The sequence below is a fragment of the Psychrobacter sp. BI730 genome (assembly GCF_013414195.1).
Lineage (GTDB): Bacteria > Pseudomonadota > Gammaproteobacteria > Pseudomonadales > Moraxellaceae > Psychrobacter.
On the sequence record NZ_JAATTV010000014.1, the window covers coordinates 1 to 16,277 of the forward strand.

Annotated in this window: 15 protein-coding genes; 10 read left to right on the forward strand and 5 right to left on the reverse strand. The window is 41.7% G+C overall.

Annotated elements, in window-relative coordinates; genetic code table 11:
* The first annotated feature begins 429 nt into the window (after window positions 1–429).
* Together HCZ91_RS10690 and HCZ91_RS10695 are read left to right on the forward strand one after the other, a co-directional pair.
* Window positions 430–735: a helix-turn-helix transcriptional regulator gene (locus HCZ91_RS10690; RefSeq protein WP_179799372.1), complete on the forward strand. Its 306-nt coding sequence runs from the start codon at window positions 430–432 to the stop codon at window positions 733–735.
* A gap of 18 nt (window positions 736–753) precedes the next feature.
* Window positions 754–2,013: a type II toxin-antitoxin system HipA family toxin gene (locus HCZ91_RS10695; RefSeq protein ID WP_179799373.1), complete on the forward strand. Its 1,260-nt coding sequence runs from the start codon at window positions 754–756 to the stop codon at window positions 2,011–2,013.
* Between the two features lie 417 nt (window positions 2,014–2,430).
* Here HCZ91_RS10695 and HCZ91_RS10700 read toward each other — a convergent pair whose 3' ends face one another.
* The 3 genes from HCZ91_RS10700 to HCZ91_RS10710 form a co-directional block, all read right to left on the reverse strand.
* On the reverse strand, window positions 2,431–4,113 hold the full coding sequence (locus tag HCZ91_RS10700; protein WP_179799374.1) for an NAD-dependent malic enzyme: 1,683 nt from the start codon (window positions 4,111–4,113) through the stop codon (window positions 2,431–2,433).
* A 310-nt stretch (window positions 4,114–4,423) separates the two neighbouring features.
* On the reverse strand, window positions 4,424–6,196 hold the full coding sequence (gene dld / locus HCZ91_RS10705; RefSeq protein ID WP_179799375.1) for a D-lactate dehydrogenase: 1,773 nt from the start codon (window positions 6,194–6,196) through the stop codon (window positions 4,424–4,426).
* 35 nt (window positions 6,197–6,231) lie between these two features.
* Window positions 6,232–7,935: an L-lactate permease gene (locus HCZ91_RS10710; RefSeq protein WP_179799376.1), complete on the reverse strand. Its 1,704-nt coding sequence runs from the start codon at window positions 7,933–7,935 to the stop codon at window positions 6,232–6,234.
* 284 nt (window positions 7,936–8,219) lie between these two features.
* On the opposite strand from HCZ91_RS10710, the gene HCZ91_RS10715 reads away from it, so the two are divergent.
* Both HCZ91_RS10715 and HCZ91_RS10720 read left to right on the forward strand, forming a co-directional pair.
* Window positions 8,220–9,107 carry a LysR family transcriptional regulator gene (locus HCZ91_RS10715; protein ID WP_257020046.1) on the forward strand — a complete coding sequence of 296 codons (888 nt, stop codon included), beginning with the start codon at window positions 8,220–8,222 and terminating at the stop codon, window positions 9,105–9,107.
* A 544-nt stretch (window positions 9,108–9,651) separates the two neighbouring features.
* Entirely contained in the window at window positions 9,652–10,548 is an 897-nt protein-coding gene (locus tag HCZ91_RS10720; protein ID WP_179799378.1) for a 3-hydroxyacyl-CoA dehydrogenase, read from the forward strand.
* A gap of 165 nt (window positions 10,549–10,713) precedes the next feature.
* Here HCZ91_RS10720 and HCZ91_RS10725 read toward each other — a convergent pair whose 3' ends face one another.
* Window positions 10,714–10,959 carry a hypothetical protein gene (locus tag HCZ91_RS10725; protein ID WP_179799379.1) on the reverse strand — a complete coding sequence of 82 codons (246 nt, stop codon included), beginning with the start codon at window positions 10,957–10,959 and terminating at the stop codon, window positions 10,714–10,716.
* A gap of 255 nt (window positions 10,960–11,214) precedes the next feature.
* On the reverse strand, window positions 11,215–11,466 hold the full coding sequence (locus tag HCZ91_RS10730; RefSeq protein WP_179799380.1) for a hypothetical protein: 252 nt from the start codon (window positions 11,464–11,466) through the stop codon (window positions 11,215–11,217).
* Window positions 11,467–11,829: 363 nt separating this feature from the next.
* Here HCZ91_RS10730 and pqqA point away from each other — a divergent pair, with 363 nt between their 5' ends.
* The 6 genes from pqqA to HCZ91_RS10760 all read left to right on the forward strand — a co-directional run bounded on the left by pqqA (window position 11,830) and on the right by HCZ91_RS10760 (window position 16,204).
* Window positions 11,830–11,904, forward strand: coding sequence for a pyrroloquinoline quinone precursor peptide PqqA (pqqA, locus tag HCZ91_RS10735; protein WP_082894360.1), 75 nt, complete (start codon window positions 11,830–11,832; stop codon window positions 11,902–11,904).
* Between the two features lie 71 nt (window positions 11,905–11,975).
* On the forward strand, window positions 11,976–12,887 hold the full coding sequence (gene pqqB, locus HCZ91_RS10740; RefSeq protein ID WP_179799381.1) for a pyrroloquinoline quinone biosynthesis protein PqqB: 912 nt from the start codon (window positions 11,976–11,978) through the stop codon (window positions 12,885–12,887).
* 44 nt (window positions 12,888–12,931) lie between these two features.
* Window positions 12,932–13,690 carry a pyrroloquinoline-quinone synthase PqqC gene (gene pqqC, locus HCZ91_RS10745; RefSeq protein ID WP_179799382.1) on the forward strand — a complete coding sequence of 253 codons (759 nt, stop codon included), beginning with the start codon at window positions 12,932–12,934 and terminating at the stop codon, window positions 13,688–13,690.
* On the forward strand, window positions 13,687–13,983 hold the full coding sequence (pqqD, locus tag HCZ91_RS10750; protein ID WP_165597539.1) for a pyrroloquinoline quinone biosynthesis peptide chaperone PqqD: 297 nt from the start codon (window positions 13,687–13,689) through the stop codon (window positions 13,981–13,983). The genes pqqC and pqqD overlap by 4 nt, the downstream gene beginning before the upstream one ends.
* On the forward strand, window positions 13,980–15,152 hold the full coding sequence (pqqE, locus tag HCZ91_RS10755) for a pyrroloquinoline quinone biosynthesis protein PqqE (protein WP_179799383.1): 1,173 nt from the start codon (window positions 13,980–13,982) through the stop codon (window positions 15,150–15,152). Before pqqD ends, pqqE begins: the two co-directional genes overlap by 4 nt.
* Complete coding sequence (locus HCZ91_RS10760) at window positions 15,149–16,204, forward strand: dipeptidase (protein ID WP_179799384.1); 1,056 nt, start codon at window positions 15,149–15,151, stop codon at window positions 16,202–16,204. Before pqqE ends, HCZ91_RS10760 begins: the two co-directional genes overlap by 4 nt.
* Window positions 16,205–16,277 lie beyond the last annotated feature (73 nt).

Here is a 16,277-nt window from a genome sequence, read left to right on the forward strand (position 1 = left end):
TTCTTGGTCATGGTAAACTCCTCGTTGAGTCGTTAGTTTACCAAGTTTACTTGTACGGTTTCTTCAGCATAGCTCACTTGCCAGCAAGCATTAGAGTCCGTATAAATACACTGATGTAGTCAATTTTATAGTCGAGCTATGCTCAACATTCAAATCGATACTAGATTATGGTTTTTAAAATATCATCAATATTTGCATATGCCATGGAACAATCTTACTCTGACAAACTGGAAAAGCTCTATATGCTATTATTTATATAGTGTAGAGGGCGGGGGTATGAAATTGAATTTTCTTAGGGGACGCTATTAATATCGGGGTTTGATTACAAATATTTTTTGTTAATTATTTATTTCAGAAAAACAAGCATTCATATTTGAACGACTAAGTGCTAAAATAGTATTTTAACACTCTTATATGATTTATTATATTATGAACATAAGATTTGATTTTTATACGCCAAGTGAGATTTCCGAGATTTTAGGTGAACGCTTAAAAACGCAGCGACTGGCATTAAACTTAACGCAAGCCACTTTAGCAGATAAGGCTGGTACTGGCATCAGTACTGTTGCTCGTATTGAGTCTGGTCAGGGCGGTACACTAGACAATATAATCAGGCTCGCTATGGCTCTTGGCATGGTAAATCACTTTTCTGAATTATTTGATGTAGTACCTACCAATATAGAAGATGTTATCGCTAAACAAAATCCACGCTTGCGCGCCTCAAACAAAAGCTGATATAAGGTAGCCATTTCAATGTATCAACCGATATCAATTGTCAATATTTACTACCAAGGATTCGGAGACAAACGTCTTATCGGTAAATTAACGATGGATGGACGACGCCCTACCTTTGGCTATGATGCGGCGTGGCTGGCTGATGGACTGGAGCTGTCACCAATTGAGATGCCATTACGATCAGAACCTTACTATGGTGCTCATGCGTCAAGCCATTACTTATGCGGATTATTATCAGACAGCTTGCCTGATGGTTGGGGAATGCTGCTAATGGATAGATTCTTTCGAAAAACAATGTCTCATGCTACGTCAATCAATGTTTTAGATCGCCTCGCTTATATTGGTAATTCAGCAATGGGAGCACTTAGTTTTGAGCCACAACAAGATTTATCGGCCGCTGATATCGATATTAATGATTTTACTTTAGCCAAACTGGCCGCTGCCAATCAATCGATTTTATCCGGACAAGATAGCAACATACTGGCTGAGCTCATCGTTATCGGCGGCTCACCACAAGGTGCAAGACCAAAAGCACTTGTCCTATATGATGAGGCAACCGAGTTTATTGCTACGGACTTAACAAGCGAACAGCCATCCGCAACGCCGTGGCTGATTAAGTTCCCTGCCCAATCTGAGCATAAAAGCGTTTGTCTATTAGAGTCACTTTATGCTGATAGGGCTAAGCAAGCAGGCCTAAACATGCCTGCGCATCATTATTTTGATATCGGTGAACAACATGCTGCTTTTGGGGTTGAGCGTTTTGACCGCATGGGCAATCAACGCGTTCATACTCATACACTGGCGGGTTTGTTAGATATTGACTTTCGCATTCCTTCAATAGATTATTTGCAGTATTTGCGCTGCGTGCGTATGTTGACTCAATCGCAAGTTGCTGTAGAAGAGGGTTTTAGACATGCTGTATTTAATGTCATCTTTAATAATAAAGACGATCATAGCAAAAACTTCTCTTTTATGATGGACAAGGCTGGCAGGTGGTCGTTATCGCCCGTCTATGATCTCGCTTATAACTCAGGTATGAATGGTTATCACCAAATGGATGTAACTGGTGAAGCTCAATACCCTACCCGATCTCATTTACTAAAATTGGCGAAGCAAGCTGATATTAAGCAAAACAAGGCACAAGCTATTATTGATCAGGTAGCATCAGTTGCTGAGGACTTTTTGACTGTTATTAAAGATCATAACATTGAGAAAGAATTATCAAATCAGGTCATTCATGATATAAAAGCCAATCTCAATCGGATGGCAAATCAATAGACCTTAAGAAGTTGTTAAATTTGTTGTTAAAAATAAATACTTAACTACCTTATCCCTTAATAATAAAGGATTATACTAAGTTAGTCGTTGCGTGGTGGGCGCACCAGTTAAGATATGAGTAGTACCGATTAAACCCTTGTAAGCCATACGCTGCAAGGGTTTTTTATTGCGTGTCTATAATACACCCTAACCTTCCATACCTTAATGATAAAGGTATCGACTAACACTTCTTAGAATAACTTTAAAATATCTGAAATTATCAAGGCGTTGACTAACTCACCACCAAAACAAGCGACCATACAGACCCTATAGTTTTATATTAATGCATAGATAAAAAAATCACCCTAACTGTTCAAGTTAAGGTGATTTTTTATAGTGTTTGCAATATCGATAATAGCTAACTATCTAATGTCTAACTTAGAAAGAAGTACGGCGATAGTTACGATATTCAGGTAACCAGAAGTTCGCTTTTAATCGGCGTTGTAAATTCTCCGATGTGATAGGTAGTGCTAGCTTATCTTGAGCTGCTTGTAATGCCACTGCATACGCTATTTTTTCACTGATCTCTCTGATAACTTTGATCGGCGGTAGGATGGCACCAGGTGCTTTTTCGTATTCCATTGATATATCTGCAAGGGCTTGGCTTGCTGCCGTTAGCATATTATCGCTGATACCTGTCGCACGTGCTGCTAAAACACCCAGGCCAATACCAGGGAAAATATAGCTGTTATTACACTGAGAAACCTCAAAAGACTGACCGTTATAAGTGGTATGAGGAAACGGACTACCCGTCGCAACAATGGCCTTACCTTTACTCCAATTCATGACTTCTTGCGGTGTTGCCTCCACACGAGACGTTGGATTTGAAAGTGGTAGTACAATTGGGTGCTCAGTATTAGCACATAGCGACTCGATCACTTCTTGGGTGAACAGACCTTTTTGTCCGCTAACACCAAATAATACGGTGATTTTTGCTTGTTTAACCACTTGCGCTAAGCCGAGTTTCTTACTTTTATCCCAGCTGGCAATAGCTGATTCCTTTTGTACTAATGGTTCTTGGAATTTTTGCAGTTCTGTCATGCCATCTGTTAGCAGGCCATAACGATCAACCATGAATACTTGACTACGAGCTTGCTCTTCAGTCAATCCTTCACGTTGCATTTGGCGAATAATATGCTCAGCAATACCGCAACCTGCAGATCCTGCGCCTAAAAATGCGATATTCTGTTGGCTAAGTTTTTGACCTTTATTTAGACACGCTGCAATCAGAGTACCAACCGATACCGCAGCAGTCCCTTGAATATCATCATTAAAGCAGCATAGCTGATCACGATATTTATTCAATAATGGTGTCGCGTTTTCCTGAGCAAAATCTTCAAATTGCAATAACACTTCTGGCCAACGGCGCTTAACGGCTTGAATGAATAAGTCCACGAATTCATCATATTCATCGCCAGAGATGCGCGGATTTCTCCAGCCCATATACATAGGATCATCAAGCAACTGTTGGTTATTGGTGCCGACATCCAGCAAAATAGGTAGACAGTAGGCTGGGCTAATACCACCACAAGCCGTGTATAAAGACAACTTACCGATTGGAATGCCCATACCGCCAATACCCTGATCCCCTAGGCCCAAGATACGTTCACCGTCAGTAACAACGATCACTTTGACGTTTTGTTTGGTGGCATTTTGTAGCATGTCGTCAATTTTGTGACGCTCAGGATATGAGATAAACAAACCCCGTTTACGACGATAGATTTGCGAGAATTTTTCACACGCCTGACCAACGGTTGGGGTATAAATGAGCGGCATGACTTCTTCGATATGCTGCTCAATTAGATGATGAAATAAGGTTTCATTGGTATCTTGGATGTTACGCAAGTAAATATGCTTATCCATCGCATCAGTGAATGAGCTTAGTTGATGATAAGCACGTAATGATTGCTCCTCAATCGTTTCAATATTATGAGGTAATAGCCCCGTTAAATTAAAGCTACTACGTTCTTCTGATGAAAAAGCACTACCTTTATTCAATAAAGGTGTCTCTAAAAGAGCGGGTCCAGCAACAGGAATATATAAAGGACGCTTATTTGACATAATGTAATCTTCTTATTAAAGGCATATGAGTGAAAGCCATACTGAGTGAAAGCTATGCTAGTGCTGCATTATACATAGCATCGACTGGTATTTAACAATAGATAACAAAATCATTTTGAATAAATGTGCTTCTGAACTCGAGGCTGCTGATACATTTACCGAGAAATAATAAAAAAGCACTACCAATCGGCAGTGCTTCTGAGGATGTATTGAACAATTTATAATAGACAAACACTGAACTATTCAGCAACTTAGCAACTGATAAATAATCAGCCCATGGCCAGTTTTAAATATCAGTTATAGAATTCAGTTATAAACAGCACGAGCAATTGCGTTTGGTTTTCGACATTTTACCAATACCCGGATTAAAGGTATTGGTTGGGTCTAGACTTTTATAAAAGTTCTGCAAATCAGGTTCCGCTTCGTATAGGTGTCCGACATTATGCTCAGCAGGATATTTGGCTCCGCGTGCGCTCAACAGCTCTAACATCCTTTTTTTGACAAGGTGTGCATCGCTGCCCTTCTTCAAAATATAATCCTGATGAAATACATAACAAAAGAAGTGCCCGTAATAGAGTTTCTTTTCCAAATGCTGTTCAATGTCTTTAGGTAGCGTTTCGAGCCATTCTAATTCGTTACGTGGTATAGCAATATCCAATGCCAATATATCGCCGACGTCTTTTTCATGTATGACTTCATACCTTAGTGCGGCACCTGCAGCGGCAAAGCGATGTAAAAAGGCGCTTTCTGATTCTTCTTGACTACATTCAAAATAGTTACCCGTATTTGAAGCGTCGAAAAACACCTTCAGAAAATCCTGTGCTTCTGCTATGCCGTCATCACTCATTTTTAAGATGAGATGATGCTCATATTGGTCGCGATACTCTAGCATTCGCTTCGGTAAATGCTTTGGAAATATATTGGCGACGAACTGCATAACTTTGTCAGTAAAGTGCTTTGGCATCCATGACCATTTATGGAACTTTGCGTCCATAGCGCCTTTGATAGAAAATAGTCTAGGTAAGGCGTTGGTACCGAGATGCTTAATACTCAGGAACGTGTCCTTACCATACTTAGCAGATACATCAAATATATCACGATGCATGTACTCACCCACTTCAGGGATATTATCAAAGCTTGATAATATTTGTCTTCTGAGCTGTGCAAGCTCACTCACACTGTTGGTGCCTATATAAAAGGTTTTCTCTTTTGCAGCCGTTGGATAGGTATCAAGACGCACTGCAAACACGGCAAGTTTACCAGCGCAGCCACTGGCTTCATACAGTCTTCGCTTATCCGCATTAAAGCGGCTTGGCGTACTTGCATCAACGTCTTTTACTCTAGCGATGTACTCTTTGTCAGATGCGAGCTTGCCAGTGTCAGGTAATGCTCTTTTATCAAAATTACCTGTTTGCAGATTAGTGAGTATTTCTTCTGGAGTGTCGCCTAACTCTACGTCTAGGTGGTTAACCAGTACTAGCTGACCGTGTTGGTTTATTTGGGCAAACAAAGCAAGTTCGGTATAAGCAGGACCTCTTTTCACCAGAGCCCCACCTGAATTGTTAGAGACACCGCCAATAATAGATGCACCTAACGTCGATGAACCGATGACCGAGTGAGGCGCTCTATTTACGGCTTTAAGCTGACTTTGCAACTGGTGCAACGTGGCGCCAGGTAAGCTAATCACTTGCTCGTTGTCATTCACCAAATACAACTGATTCATTGCAAGGGTATTAATCACAACCACCGGTCTATCGTAGTCATTACCGCTCGGGGTTGAACCTTCAGTCAGTCCCGTTTTTGCTGCTTGCATGATAATAATACAATCGCCTTCCACACATATCTCTAAGCTACGCCAAATCTCCAGCAGCGTTTGCGGAAACAAAACAGCCAAAGCGCTGCCGCCGCCAGAACGCCACCCCATTCTATAGTGTTCGTTTTTTTCCGGATCAGCCTGTACATTGCTAGCTCCCAGTAAATGGGTTAGTTTATCTAACACTTGCTCAGGACGGAGTGTATCTTGATCTTGATGCACTATGTTTGATGAAAAAAGGTTTGATGAAGCTCTATTTAATAACGGCATATGACGCTCTTTATTTGGTGATTGTGTATCACTTATTATGCTAAAGGCCCTTGAAAACCAAAGAGGTAAATGGCAGCCATGACGATAATCCCGCAGAACAACACATAATAGATGGTAGGTAAAATAGTACGCCTAAGTGTGGCGCCCTCCATACCGAGTAGGCCCACCGTTGCTGATGCAGCCACCACATTATGTACTGCAATCATATTACCAGCAGCCGCACCAACTGCTTGAGCCGCGATGATTAGAGAAGGTGAAATATGTAAGCTCATGGCGGCTTCGTATTGGAATTGACTGAACATCATGTTGGATACGGTATTAGAGCCCGCGATAAAGGCACCTAACGCACCAATGGTTGCACTGATTAAGGGGAAAACACTACCAAAAGTACCCGCAAACAACTCTGCACTGGCGACAGGCATACTCGCCACATCTGATAAGTTTACGCCTGAATTAATAAAAATTCTAACCATTGGAATCGTAAAAATAAGGACAAATCCGGCCCCTAGTACAGTTTTACCTGATTCTTTAAAGGCATTGTTTAGTGCATTGACAGGTTTGTTCGTTTGAAAGGCCGCAGCAACCAAGGCGCTGATTAATAACAAGCCGCCTGGTAAGTATAAAGGACTAAAACTGGCACTGATATCTGCCTCACTTAAAATCGAGGTTAGGTCTACTGTCGCGCTGTTCAGCAAAGACTGAAAGCCTGTTAATACTCTAGAACACACCAATAAAAGGGCAACCAATAAATAAGGGAACCATGCCATGACCGTGGACATCTTTTTATCACTCAACGCAGGAGTGATGTCTTCTTTGCTAACTATTAGCTTACCAAGCCATTCACTTGGCCAGCTTTTTTTCGGTTCAAAATCCCATGTGGTTTTTGGTACTAAAAATCCACGTTTTGCCGCATTAACAACGATAGTGATACTGACCAAACCGCCGACCAATGATGGAAACTCTGGCCCTAAAAAAATACCTGTTAGGGTATAAGGGACTGTGAATGCCAAACCCGCAAAAATAGCAAATGGCCAAATAGCGAAGCCTTCTCTCCAGCTTTTATTTTTACCAAAAAAGCGCGTGAGCATCATCACCATAAAAAGTGGCATAAATGTACCAATGACACCGTGCATAATGGCTACTTGACTGGTAATCAGTTGTAAAAAATCGCCCCACTCTAGTCCTTGTTGTGCCAGTTGGGCGCTAATGGCTACTGTATCTAACCCCTTGTTTACTCCAATAACGATAGGCGTACCGACTGCCCCAAACGATACAGGCGTACTTTGGATCATCATTCCCATCAACACAGCACCCAGCGCTGGAAACCCTATCGCGACCAGTAACGGCGCGGCAATAGCGGCCGCTGTACCAAAGCCAGCCGCTCCCTCAAGAAAGCAACCAAAGCACCAAGCAATAATAATGGCTTGCACCCGCCTATCTGGCGATACATTGGTAAATCCAGCACGGATAACAGCAATGGCACCAGTATGCTTTAACGTATTCAATAAGAAAATAGCGCCGAATACGATCCACAATACTGAAACCGTAATGACCATTCCCTGAATAATAGATGAAGACACGCGATTAAGCGTCATATCCCATACAAAGAGGGCAAGCGCGGCAGTAACCGCCAGAACGATTGGCATGGTTCTTTTGGCTGACCATTGCAAGCCTATCAAAAAAATACCACAGAGAACGATTGGCAGTAATGCCAACAGTCCATATATTGTTTGATTCAAAATCATAATCCTTTTTTTATCGTGTAATCTTCCTTGAACCACTTCATCTAAGCATTTGTTTTTATAACTTCATGCTGTCAGTCAGACGAAGCCGAAAACAATCTCTGTCAGTGACATGATTAATAGAATGGTTAAATAAACAAATGCTCAAAATTCCCTAAAATATTCTACGCCTTGTCAATACATTGATATATTGCATCAAAGGACAATGTTATTTTCTTTTTTTGCTATAATCCAAAAGCTATTACACCAATTGGGGAACAAGTATGGGCAAAGCTGACGATATGATTTTATTCGTCCAAGTGGTTGATGAAGGATCATTTTCTCGGGTCGCTGAAAAGCTGTCATTAACGAATTCAGTGGTAAGCAAACGTATTGTAAGATTAGAAGAGAGCTTAAATGCACAGCTACTGTATAGGACAACCAGAAAGTTAAGCTTAACCGATGCAGGAAGGACGCTTTATGACAAAGCTAAAATCGCTAAATTTGCCTTTCAGGAAGCTGAAAATGCCATAACAGGCTATGGTGAGGACATGAAAGGCAACATACGTATAACCATGCCAGCGGTCTCTGCGAATCTAATATTGAGCGAATCCATTGCCGAATTCTGTAAACAACACCCAGAAATATCAGTAGATTTACAGATTACCAATCGATTGGTTGATTTGATAGAAGAAGGGTTTGATCTGGCGATAAGGACAGCAGAGCTTGAAGACTCATCACTCATTGCAAGACGTCTTATAGATAGCCAGTGGGTCATATGTGCGACACCAGACTATTTAGAGCGACACGGTACACCTCAAACCCCTGAACAATTACGGAGTCATGAGTGTTTGGTCTATAAGTTTGATCATACGGCGAATGGTATATGGCCGCTATATATAGATGGTACAGAGCAATTACTTCCTGTACAGGGGCGGTTTCATAGCAATCATCTTAATGCGATTAAACAAGCGACTCTCAGCGACCTAGGTATCGCCTTTTTACCACAAGCACTTGTTTATGAAGAAATGCAGCAAAATACGCTCACTCAGATTTTGCAGCGCTTTACACGAAAGAAAATGGGCATGTATGCGGTTTACCCCAAGGCGCGGCAACCGGACCAAAAGTTAAAACTGCTTGTAGCGCATCTGCGAGAATCATTACATCAAAAACAGGCTTACTACTGCTAATAACCTTTAGACAGGTCAATAGGCTTGTCCACTCTAGCTGCATTCTTCGATAATGCAATCCTTACGCACATAAGCACAGTTGGAAGATGGTGCGTGATACAGGTGTAAACCTTCGAATGTGGCAACGGATTTATACGTAAGAATAATAATAGGGATAATAGCCTTCCTTGTATATTGAATGCGTTAAATACGACTTTCATCGTACATCACTGCTTACGTCCTCCTTTACAACCTCGTCGACAATATTTTGACACCAACAGTCATTAAAAATGTCGTTATGATATGAAATTAGCCTTCAATTATCATAAAATCATTAGGTGTAAAGTTAGTAATATTATTAGTAAGCTGTTGAATTATTTAATAATATAATAAGTTAAGTAGTATGAAATTATCTGATACTTGCATAGTGATATTTTTAGGTTCTCTTTAATGTTTTTATAAAAATGAAGGTTGAATAATAAGGTAAAACCATCTAATAATAGATCTATAAGTTCTAGACATTTATCTAGCAACTTATATCCACTACTATTAGGAAATAAATACAATGACGTATAAAAATGTAACTGTCGCTGGAAGCGGCATCCTAGGCTATCAAATTGCTTTTCAGGCCGCATTTCATGGTTTTAATGTCAGTGTCTATGACATCAATGATGATGTTTTAGAAAAAGCAAAGTCAAAATTTCAATTGATGTGTAAGGCTTTTCGAAAGGATTTGAGGGCAACTCAAGAGCAGCTGGATAAGGCTTTTGATAATCTCAGCTACACCTCAGACTTAGCAGAAGCAATCAAAGATGCTGAGCTGATGATTGAAGCCATTCCCGAGATTCCTGAAATTAAAATCGAATTTTATGAAAAACTTGCCAAACTAGCGCCAGAGAAAACCATCTTTGCGACCAATACCTCTACCTTACTTCCTAGTCAGTTTGCAGAATCAACGGGACGACCTGCGCAGTTTTTAGCGCTACACTTTGCCAATAAAATTTGGATGCATAATGTCGCCGAAATCATGGGGCATCCTGGGACAGATCCTAACGTATTTGATGAGGTTGTTGCTTTTGCTACTGCCATCGGTATGGTGGCAATGCCGCTGGATAAGGAGCAACCCGGCTATATTATGAACAGTTTGTTGGCGCCTTTTATAGATGCAGCTTTGCAATTGGTTGCAAAAGAGGTCGCCGATCCACATACGATAGATAAAACGTGGATGATAGTAACTGGCGCACCGTCAGGTCCCTTTGCCATATTGGATACTATCGGTATCAATACTGCCTACAACATCACGAAGCTATCTGCTGAAAAAACTCAAAACCCTGTAAGGTTTAAGGCTGCTCAATATTTAAAAGAGCAATTAATCGATCAAAACAAACTAGGATTCGCGACTGGTGAAGGATTTTATACGTATCCAAACCCAGCCTTTATGCGCCCTGAGTTTTTAAAATAATAAATAGCTTTCAAACTGGCTCCAAAACACAAAAGGCCATTCAAGCTGTATATTGCATCGCTTGAATGGCCTTGTCAGTCGCGCATTTTATCTAACTAAATATCTTGATATTAGGGTTTACTTTCGGCGATGACTATCCAAACCTATCTACGTTATGTTTGTTCACTAAAAAGAAAAGTCATATCGCGTCAATGCAACGATCTCAATTGGCACTGCATACTTCCAAGGCATACCGCCCGTACAGTAGAACTGGCCGTCTTCAAAAGCCACAATGCGAGATGTGAAGTCATTACCTACCTGATCTTTTAGAGCATTCTCATCACTCTCATCACTTACAGCACACCATATACTTTGATGACCGTCCTCAAGCATTGAACGAGTTAGTTCGCTTCCAACAATTACCGTATCCATGTTGTTACTCCTATTCAATGACAATGATTAGTAAGCTAAACAAGTGGCTTCATAACAGCAATTACTTGAGCATCTTCGAACTTGTTTTATCTATCGTTGCAAAATATTAGTGGCTAGACAGATGAGCTTATAAATAGATAGTACAGATGTATTGTCAACTAGAACAAGAAGTTGTAGACAGATGGTAGATTTTCATGCATAGGCTGTAAAACTAACCTGCATTTAGAGTATAACAGTCATTATACTGATAATGAGTTATAGCCCCACATCATCTTGAGTAAGCGCCACTCTCTTTACTGAGACAGCGTACTCCCATAGATCACCTTTATCACAAACGAACTGGTCGTTATTAAAGGCTACAATAGGAACCAGTAATTCGTAGTAACCATTATCTATGGTTGCGATAGCATAATCATCGCTAACGTTGCTGACAGCACACCATACATAGTTGCTGACATTTCCCAAGATGGCTTTGGTTAATTCACTGCCTTGTAATTCAGCAATCATCTTCAGGCTCCAGTATCTATCAATTTAATCTATTACTTTATAGATAAATTCGGTTTTTGCAATATACGTGTATAACTCATAAGTTCTCGAATACGCTTAACTCCCCTCGAGCAGATTTTTTATAGTTATAATTTATGCTCAATCTATTCAAAGGTATTTTTAATCTTATGCTCGATATACTGTCTTTTCGGTATGATAAATCGGCTTTCATTTATGCTATAACAGACTGCTTAATCGATGCTCGTTAACGCTTTACTAACATCTAATAAATTGACAGCGGGGGGCAGCTTATACTACCCTTTATCACTCATTCACTTTATTAATCTTACTTCTTAAATAGTAAGATCGTTCCGGAGTAACCCCATGCAGTGGACCAAACCAGCTTTTCAAGACATTCGTATCGGTTTCGAAGTGACTATGTATTTCGAAGCACGCTAAAACTTATTAGCACTCAATCCATTAAAAGCCCTAGATGATTAGGGCTTTTATTTTTTTGGAAATATTGATTTATGTATATTCACGTTTTAGGCTCAGCTGCTGGTGGTGGTTTCCCGCAGTGGAACTGTAACTGCGATAATTGCCACGGTGTCCGTCAAGGCACGATTCAGGCAAAAACCCGTACCCAATCTTCGATAGCCATATCAGAAAATGGTGTGGATTGGATCTTATTCAACGCGTCACCTGATATCCGCCAACAATTATTTGAGTTCAAGGCAGCACAGCCAGCACGTCAATTGAGAGATACAGGCATCACCAATGTGGTCTTAATGGACAGTCAGCTTGACCATACGACTGGGCTATTGACCCTACGTGAAGGCTGTCCAATGCCTGTTTGGTGTACGGACATGGTCTATCAAGATCTAACGACAGGATTTCCTCTCTTTAATATGTTAAAGCACTGGAATGGCGGCTTGCAACATCATCAAATTGATCCAAAGAAGACCTTTAAGATTGAAGGGTTTGACAATTTAGAATTGACGCCTTTAGTGATTAGAAGCTCTGCACCGCCCTATTCTCCGCACCGTAATGACCCGCATGATGGCGACAATATTGCGCTGATTGTAAAAGACTTAAAAACACAAAAACAACTCTTTTATGCGCCAGGTCTAGGTAAGATGGACGATCAAGTAATGCAAATCATGAAAAGCTCTGATTGCGTAATGATTGACGGTACGCTATGGACGGACAATGAAATGCAAGAGTGCGGTGTTGGTACAAAAACTGGTCAAGACATGGGACATTTGCATATCAGTGGTGAAGATGGCTCATTGCATTATCTAGACCAGCTCGATAACGCTCGTAAGGTATTGATTCATATCAATAATACCAATCCGATATTGAATGAACAGTCTGAACAGGCTGCGACATTAAAACAACATGGTGTTGAAGTGGCATTTGATGGTATGCAAATTGAGCTTTAAGACAAACGGTAAGGTAAAGATAGCAATCGTAAGGTGAAAACACAATGCAAGAAGAAAACACAGCACTCAGTCCAGAAGCGTTTGAACAAGCGATTATGGCAAAAGGTCAGTATTATCATATCCACCATCCTTTTCATATCATGATGCATGAAGGCAAAGCCAGCCAGCAGCAAATCCAAGCGTGGGTTGCCAATCGATTTTATTATCAGATCAACATTCCATTGAAAGACGCGGCCATTATGGCAAACTGTCCTGATCAGCGCGTGCGTCAAGAATGGATTCAGCGTATGATTGATCAAGATGGCGTCTATCCTGACGGTGGTGGTCGTGAAGCGTGGTTGGGTCTAGCAGAAGCAGTTGGTTTGACTCGTGAGCAGGTGATTTCTGAAGAGCTGGTACTACCAGGTGTGCGTTTTGCCGTCGATGCTTATGTGAACTTTGCACGGCGTACCTCATGGCGAGAAGCCGCCAGTAGCTCACTGACTGAGCTGTTTGCCCCGCAGATTCATCAGTCGCGTTTAGAGTCGTGGCCCAAGCATTACCCTTGGATAAAAGAACAAGGCTATACCTATTTCCGCTCACGCTTGAGTCAAGCGCGCCGCGATGTTGAGCATGGTCTGACCATCACACTCGACTCATTCAAAACAGCCGAGCAACAAGAGCGTATGCTTGAGATCCTACAGTTTAAGCTCGATATCTTATGGACAATCTTGGATTCCTTGAGCTTGGCCTATGTGCATAATCAAGCCCCTTATCAAAGCGTTACCACTGACAATGTCTGGCATAAAGGATTGTTTAAATGAGTATACCTGCTAGTTTACCTGAGCTGGATCAATCCATCGTACCGGTATGGCGTCACGGTTATCGTTTTCAGTTTGAGCCTGCGCAAAACGCCTATGTCTTACTCTATCCTGAGGGTATGATTAAGCTCAATGACAGTGCCAGCATCATTGGGCAACATATTGATGGTAAAGCGTCCATTGCTGATATTATCCAAAAGGTACAAGCTATGTTTGGGGATATCCCCGAAATCGAGCAAGACATCATTGAATATATGCTGGTCGCCCAGCGTGAACATTGGATTGATTTAGTATGACTGCGCCAGTCGGGCTACCGCTATGGCTGCTTGCTGAGCTGACCTATCGCTGCCCCTTACAATGCCCCTATTGCTCAAACCCTATTGACTATGCTCAGTATAAAGAAGAGCTAACGACAGAGGAATGGTTTGATGTGTTTGATCAGGCGCGGCAAATGGGCGCGGTACAGCTTGGCTTTTCTGGCGGTGAACCACTGGTTCGTCAAGACCTAGAAGAGCTGGTCGCTTATGCGCATAACCAAGGCTTTTATACTAACTTGATCACGTCGGGTATGGGATTGACCGAAGCTCGGATTGCGCGTTTAAAAGAAGCAGGTCTTCAGCATATTCAAATTAGCTTTCAAGCCAGTGATCCAACGGTCAACAATGCCTTGGCAGGTTCAAAGCATGCCTTTGAGCAAAAATATGAGATGTCACGTCTGGTTAAGCAATACGACTATCCGATGGTACTTAACTTTGTCATTCATCGGCAAAACATCGATCAGATTGACCAGATTATTGAGCTGTGCTTAGAGCTGGAAGCCGACACGGTCGAGCTGGCTATTTGTCAGTTTTATGGTTGGGCGTTTGAGAACATAGAGGGTTTGCTACCAACCAAAGCGCAAGTGGTCCGAGCTGAACGCATTACCAATGAATACCGTAAGCAGATTGAAGAACGTGGTATCAAGTGCAAACTTATTTTTGTGGTGCCTGATTATTATGAAGAACGTCCAAAGCCCTGTATGGATGGCTGGGGCAAGATTTTCTTAACAGTGGCCCCAGACGGTACAGCTCTACCTTGCCATGCTGCCAGACAAATGCCAATACAGTTTCCTAATGTACGACATACACCACTGTCAGATATTTGGTATGACTCTGCGAGCTTCAATCAGTTTCGCGGTGATGACTGGATGCCCGACATCTGTCAAAGCTGCCCAGACAAAGAGCGCGATTATGGCGGCTGCCGTTGCCAAGCGTTTATGCTGACTGGGGACGCCAAAAACGCCGATCCTGTCTGTGGTAAATCGCCTTATCACTACCTGATTGAGGAGGCGCGTATCAACAGCGAGACGCCTGTACCTTTTGAAGAGTTGCGCTTTCGTAATCCAAAAAATTCTAAAACACTGAGTAACAAGCAGCTGAATAAAGACAAACTGATTCCTACTCGTATGGTGACAGGTGAAATATGAATGCTAATACTAAGCCTGTCATATTTGATGGACATAACGATCTGTTGACCCGCCTTTGGCTGAGTTCAGCTGCCGATCCGTTACATGACTTTATTTATGGCGCGTTACCGGGACATTTAGATTTAAAGCGCTGCCAACAAGCAGGATGGATGGGCGGATTGTTTTCTATCTTTTTGCCGCCCTATGCTTATGTGAAAAATAATCACCCTGAAAAACTATCTAATCCTACAAATTCAGACTTCACTCCGCAAGAAATCGTCGATATCTGCTGTGCACAATTAGAACTTGCACAGCAATTGCAGGCGCGATCAGACGGTCATATTCAAATTTGCACCTCGTTAGAACAAATTCAGGCCTGTCAGCAGAATAAGCAACTGGGTATTGTATTGCATTTAGAAGGTGCTGAATTTTTAGCCATACAGTCTGACTTATTAGATGTGTTTTATGATGCCGGACTCAGAAGCATTGGCCCACTATGGAATAGAAAGAGCCTCTTCGGTGATGGCTTGAATGCTTCCTTTCCGCACTCTCCAGATACAGGGTCTGGGCTCACGACTCAAGGTAAAGACCTCATTCTTAAATGCAGTGAAAAGCAGATGCTGATCGATGTGTCGCATATGAATGAGCGTGCTTTTTGGGATACGCTAGAGATTGCCTGCCAGCCTATTGTTGCGACACATTCAAACGCACATACTCTCTGTCAGCAAGCACGGAACTTAACTGATCAGCAGCTGGCTGCTATTAAACAAAGCGATGGTTTGGTTGGAGTGAATTTCGATGTGGCGTTTCTTCGTGCAGATGGACAACGTAATACGCAAACCTCGCTTGATGTGATTGTCGACCATCTTGATTATCTGATCGACCATCTAGGCGAAGATCACGTTGGTTTTGGCTCTGATTTTGATGGTTGTCTACTACCTGATGAGCTATCTGATATCAGTCAAATCTCCATGTTGATTGAGCGGATGCAACAACGCCATTTTTCTGATCCATTGATTGAAAAGATCACGTCAAAAAACTGGTTTACAGTGCTTGATAAGATATGGCAATAATTATAATGGCCATCCAGCAATTACTGTCTAGGGATTGCTGTTTTGCTCGTCTGATTAAATAGGGTCATCATTA

Bases quoted from the DNA above. Each gene is read 5' to 3' on its own strand.
- HCZ91_RS10690 (WP_179799372.1), top strand. From the start codon at position 430: ATGAACATAAGATTTGATTTTTATACGCCAAGTGAGATTTCCGAGATT.
- pqqE (WP_179799383.1), top strand. From the start codon at position 13,980: ATGACTGCGCCAGTCGGGCTACCGCTATGGCTGCTTGCTGAGCTGACC.
- pqqC (WP_179799382.1), top strand. From the start codon at position 12,932: ATGCAAGAAGAAAACACAGCACTCAGTCCAGAAGCGTTTGAACAAGCG.
- pqqB (WP_179799381.1), top strand. From the start codon at position 11,976: ATGTATATTCACGTTTTAGGCTCAGCTGCTGGTGGTGGTTTCCCGCAG.
- HCZ91_RS10715 (WP_257020046.1), top strand. From the start codon at position 8,220: ATGATTTTATTCGTCCAAGTGGTTGATGAAGGATCATTTTCTCGGGTC.
- HCZ91_RS10725 (WP_179799379.1), bottom strand. From the start codon at position 10,959: ATGGATACGGTAATTGTTGGAAGCGAACTAACTCGTTCAATGCTTGAG.
- HCZ91_RS10720 (WP_179799378.1), top strand. From the start codon at position 9,652: ATGACGTATAAAAATGTAACTGTCGCTGGAAGCGGCATCCTAGGCTAT.
- HCZ91_RS10730 (WP_179799380.1), bottom strand. From the start codon at position 11,466: ATGATTGCTGAATTACAAGGCAGTGAATTAACCAAAGCCATCTTGGGA.
- HCZ91_RS10695 (WP_179799373.1), top strand. From the start codon at position 754: ATGTATCAACCGATATCAATTGTCAATATTTACTACCAAGGATTCGGA.
- dld (WP_179799375.1), bottom strand. From the start codon at position 6,196: ATGCCGTTATTAAATAGAGCTTCATCAAACCTTTTTTCATCAAACATA.
- HCZ91_RS10760 (WP_179799384.1), top strand. From the start codon at position 15,149: ATGAATGCTAATACTAAGCCTGTCATATTTGATGGACATAACGATCTG.
- HCZ91_RS10700 (WP_179799374.1), bottom strand. From the start codon at position 4,113: ATGTCAAATAAGCGTCCTTTATATATTCCTGTTGCTGGACCCGCTCTT.
- pqqD (WP_165597539.1), top strand. From the start codon at position 13,687: ATGAGTATACCTGCTAGTTTACCTGAGCTGGATCAATCCATCGTACCG.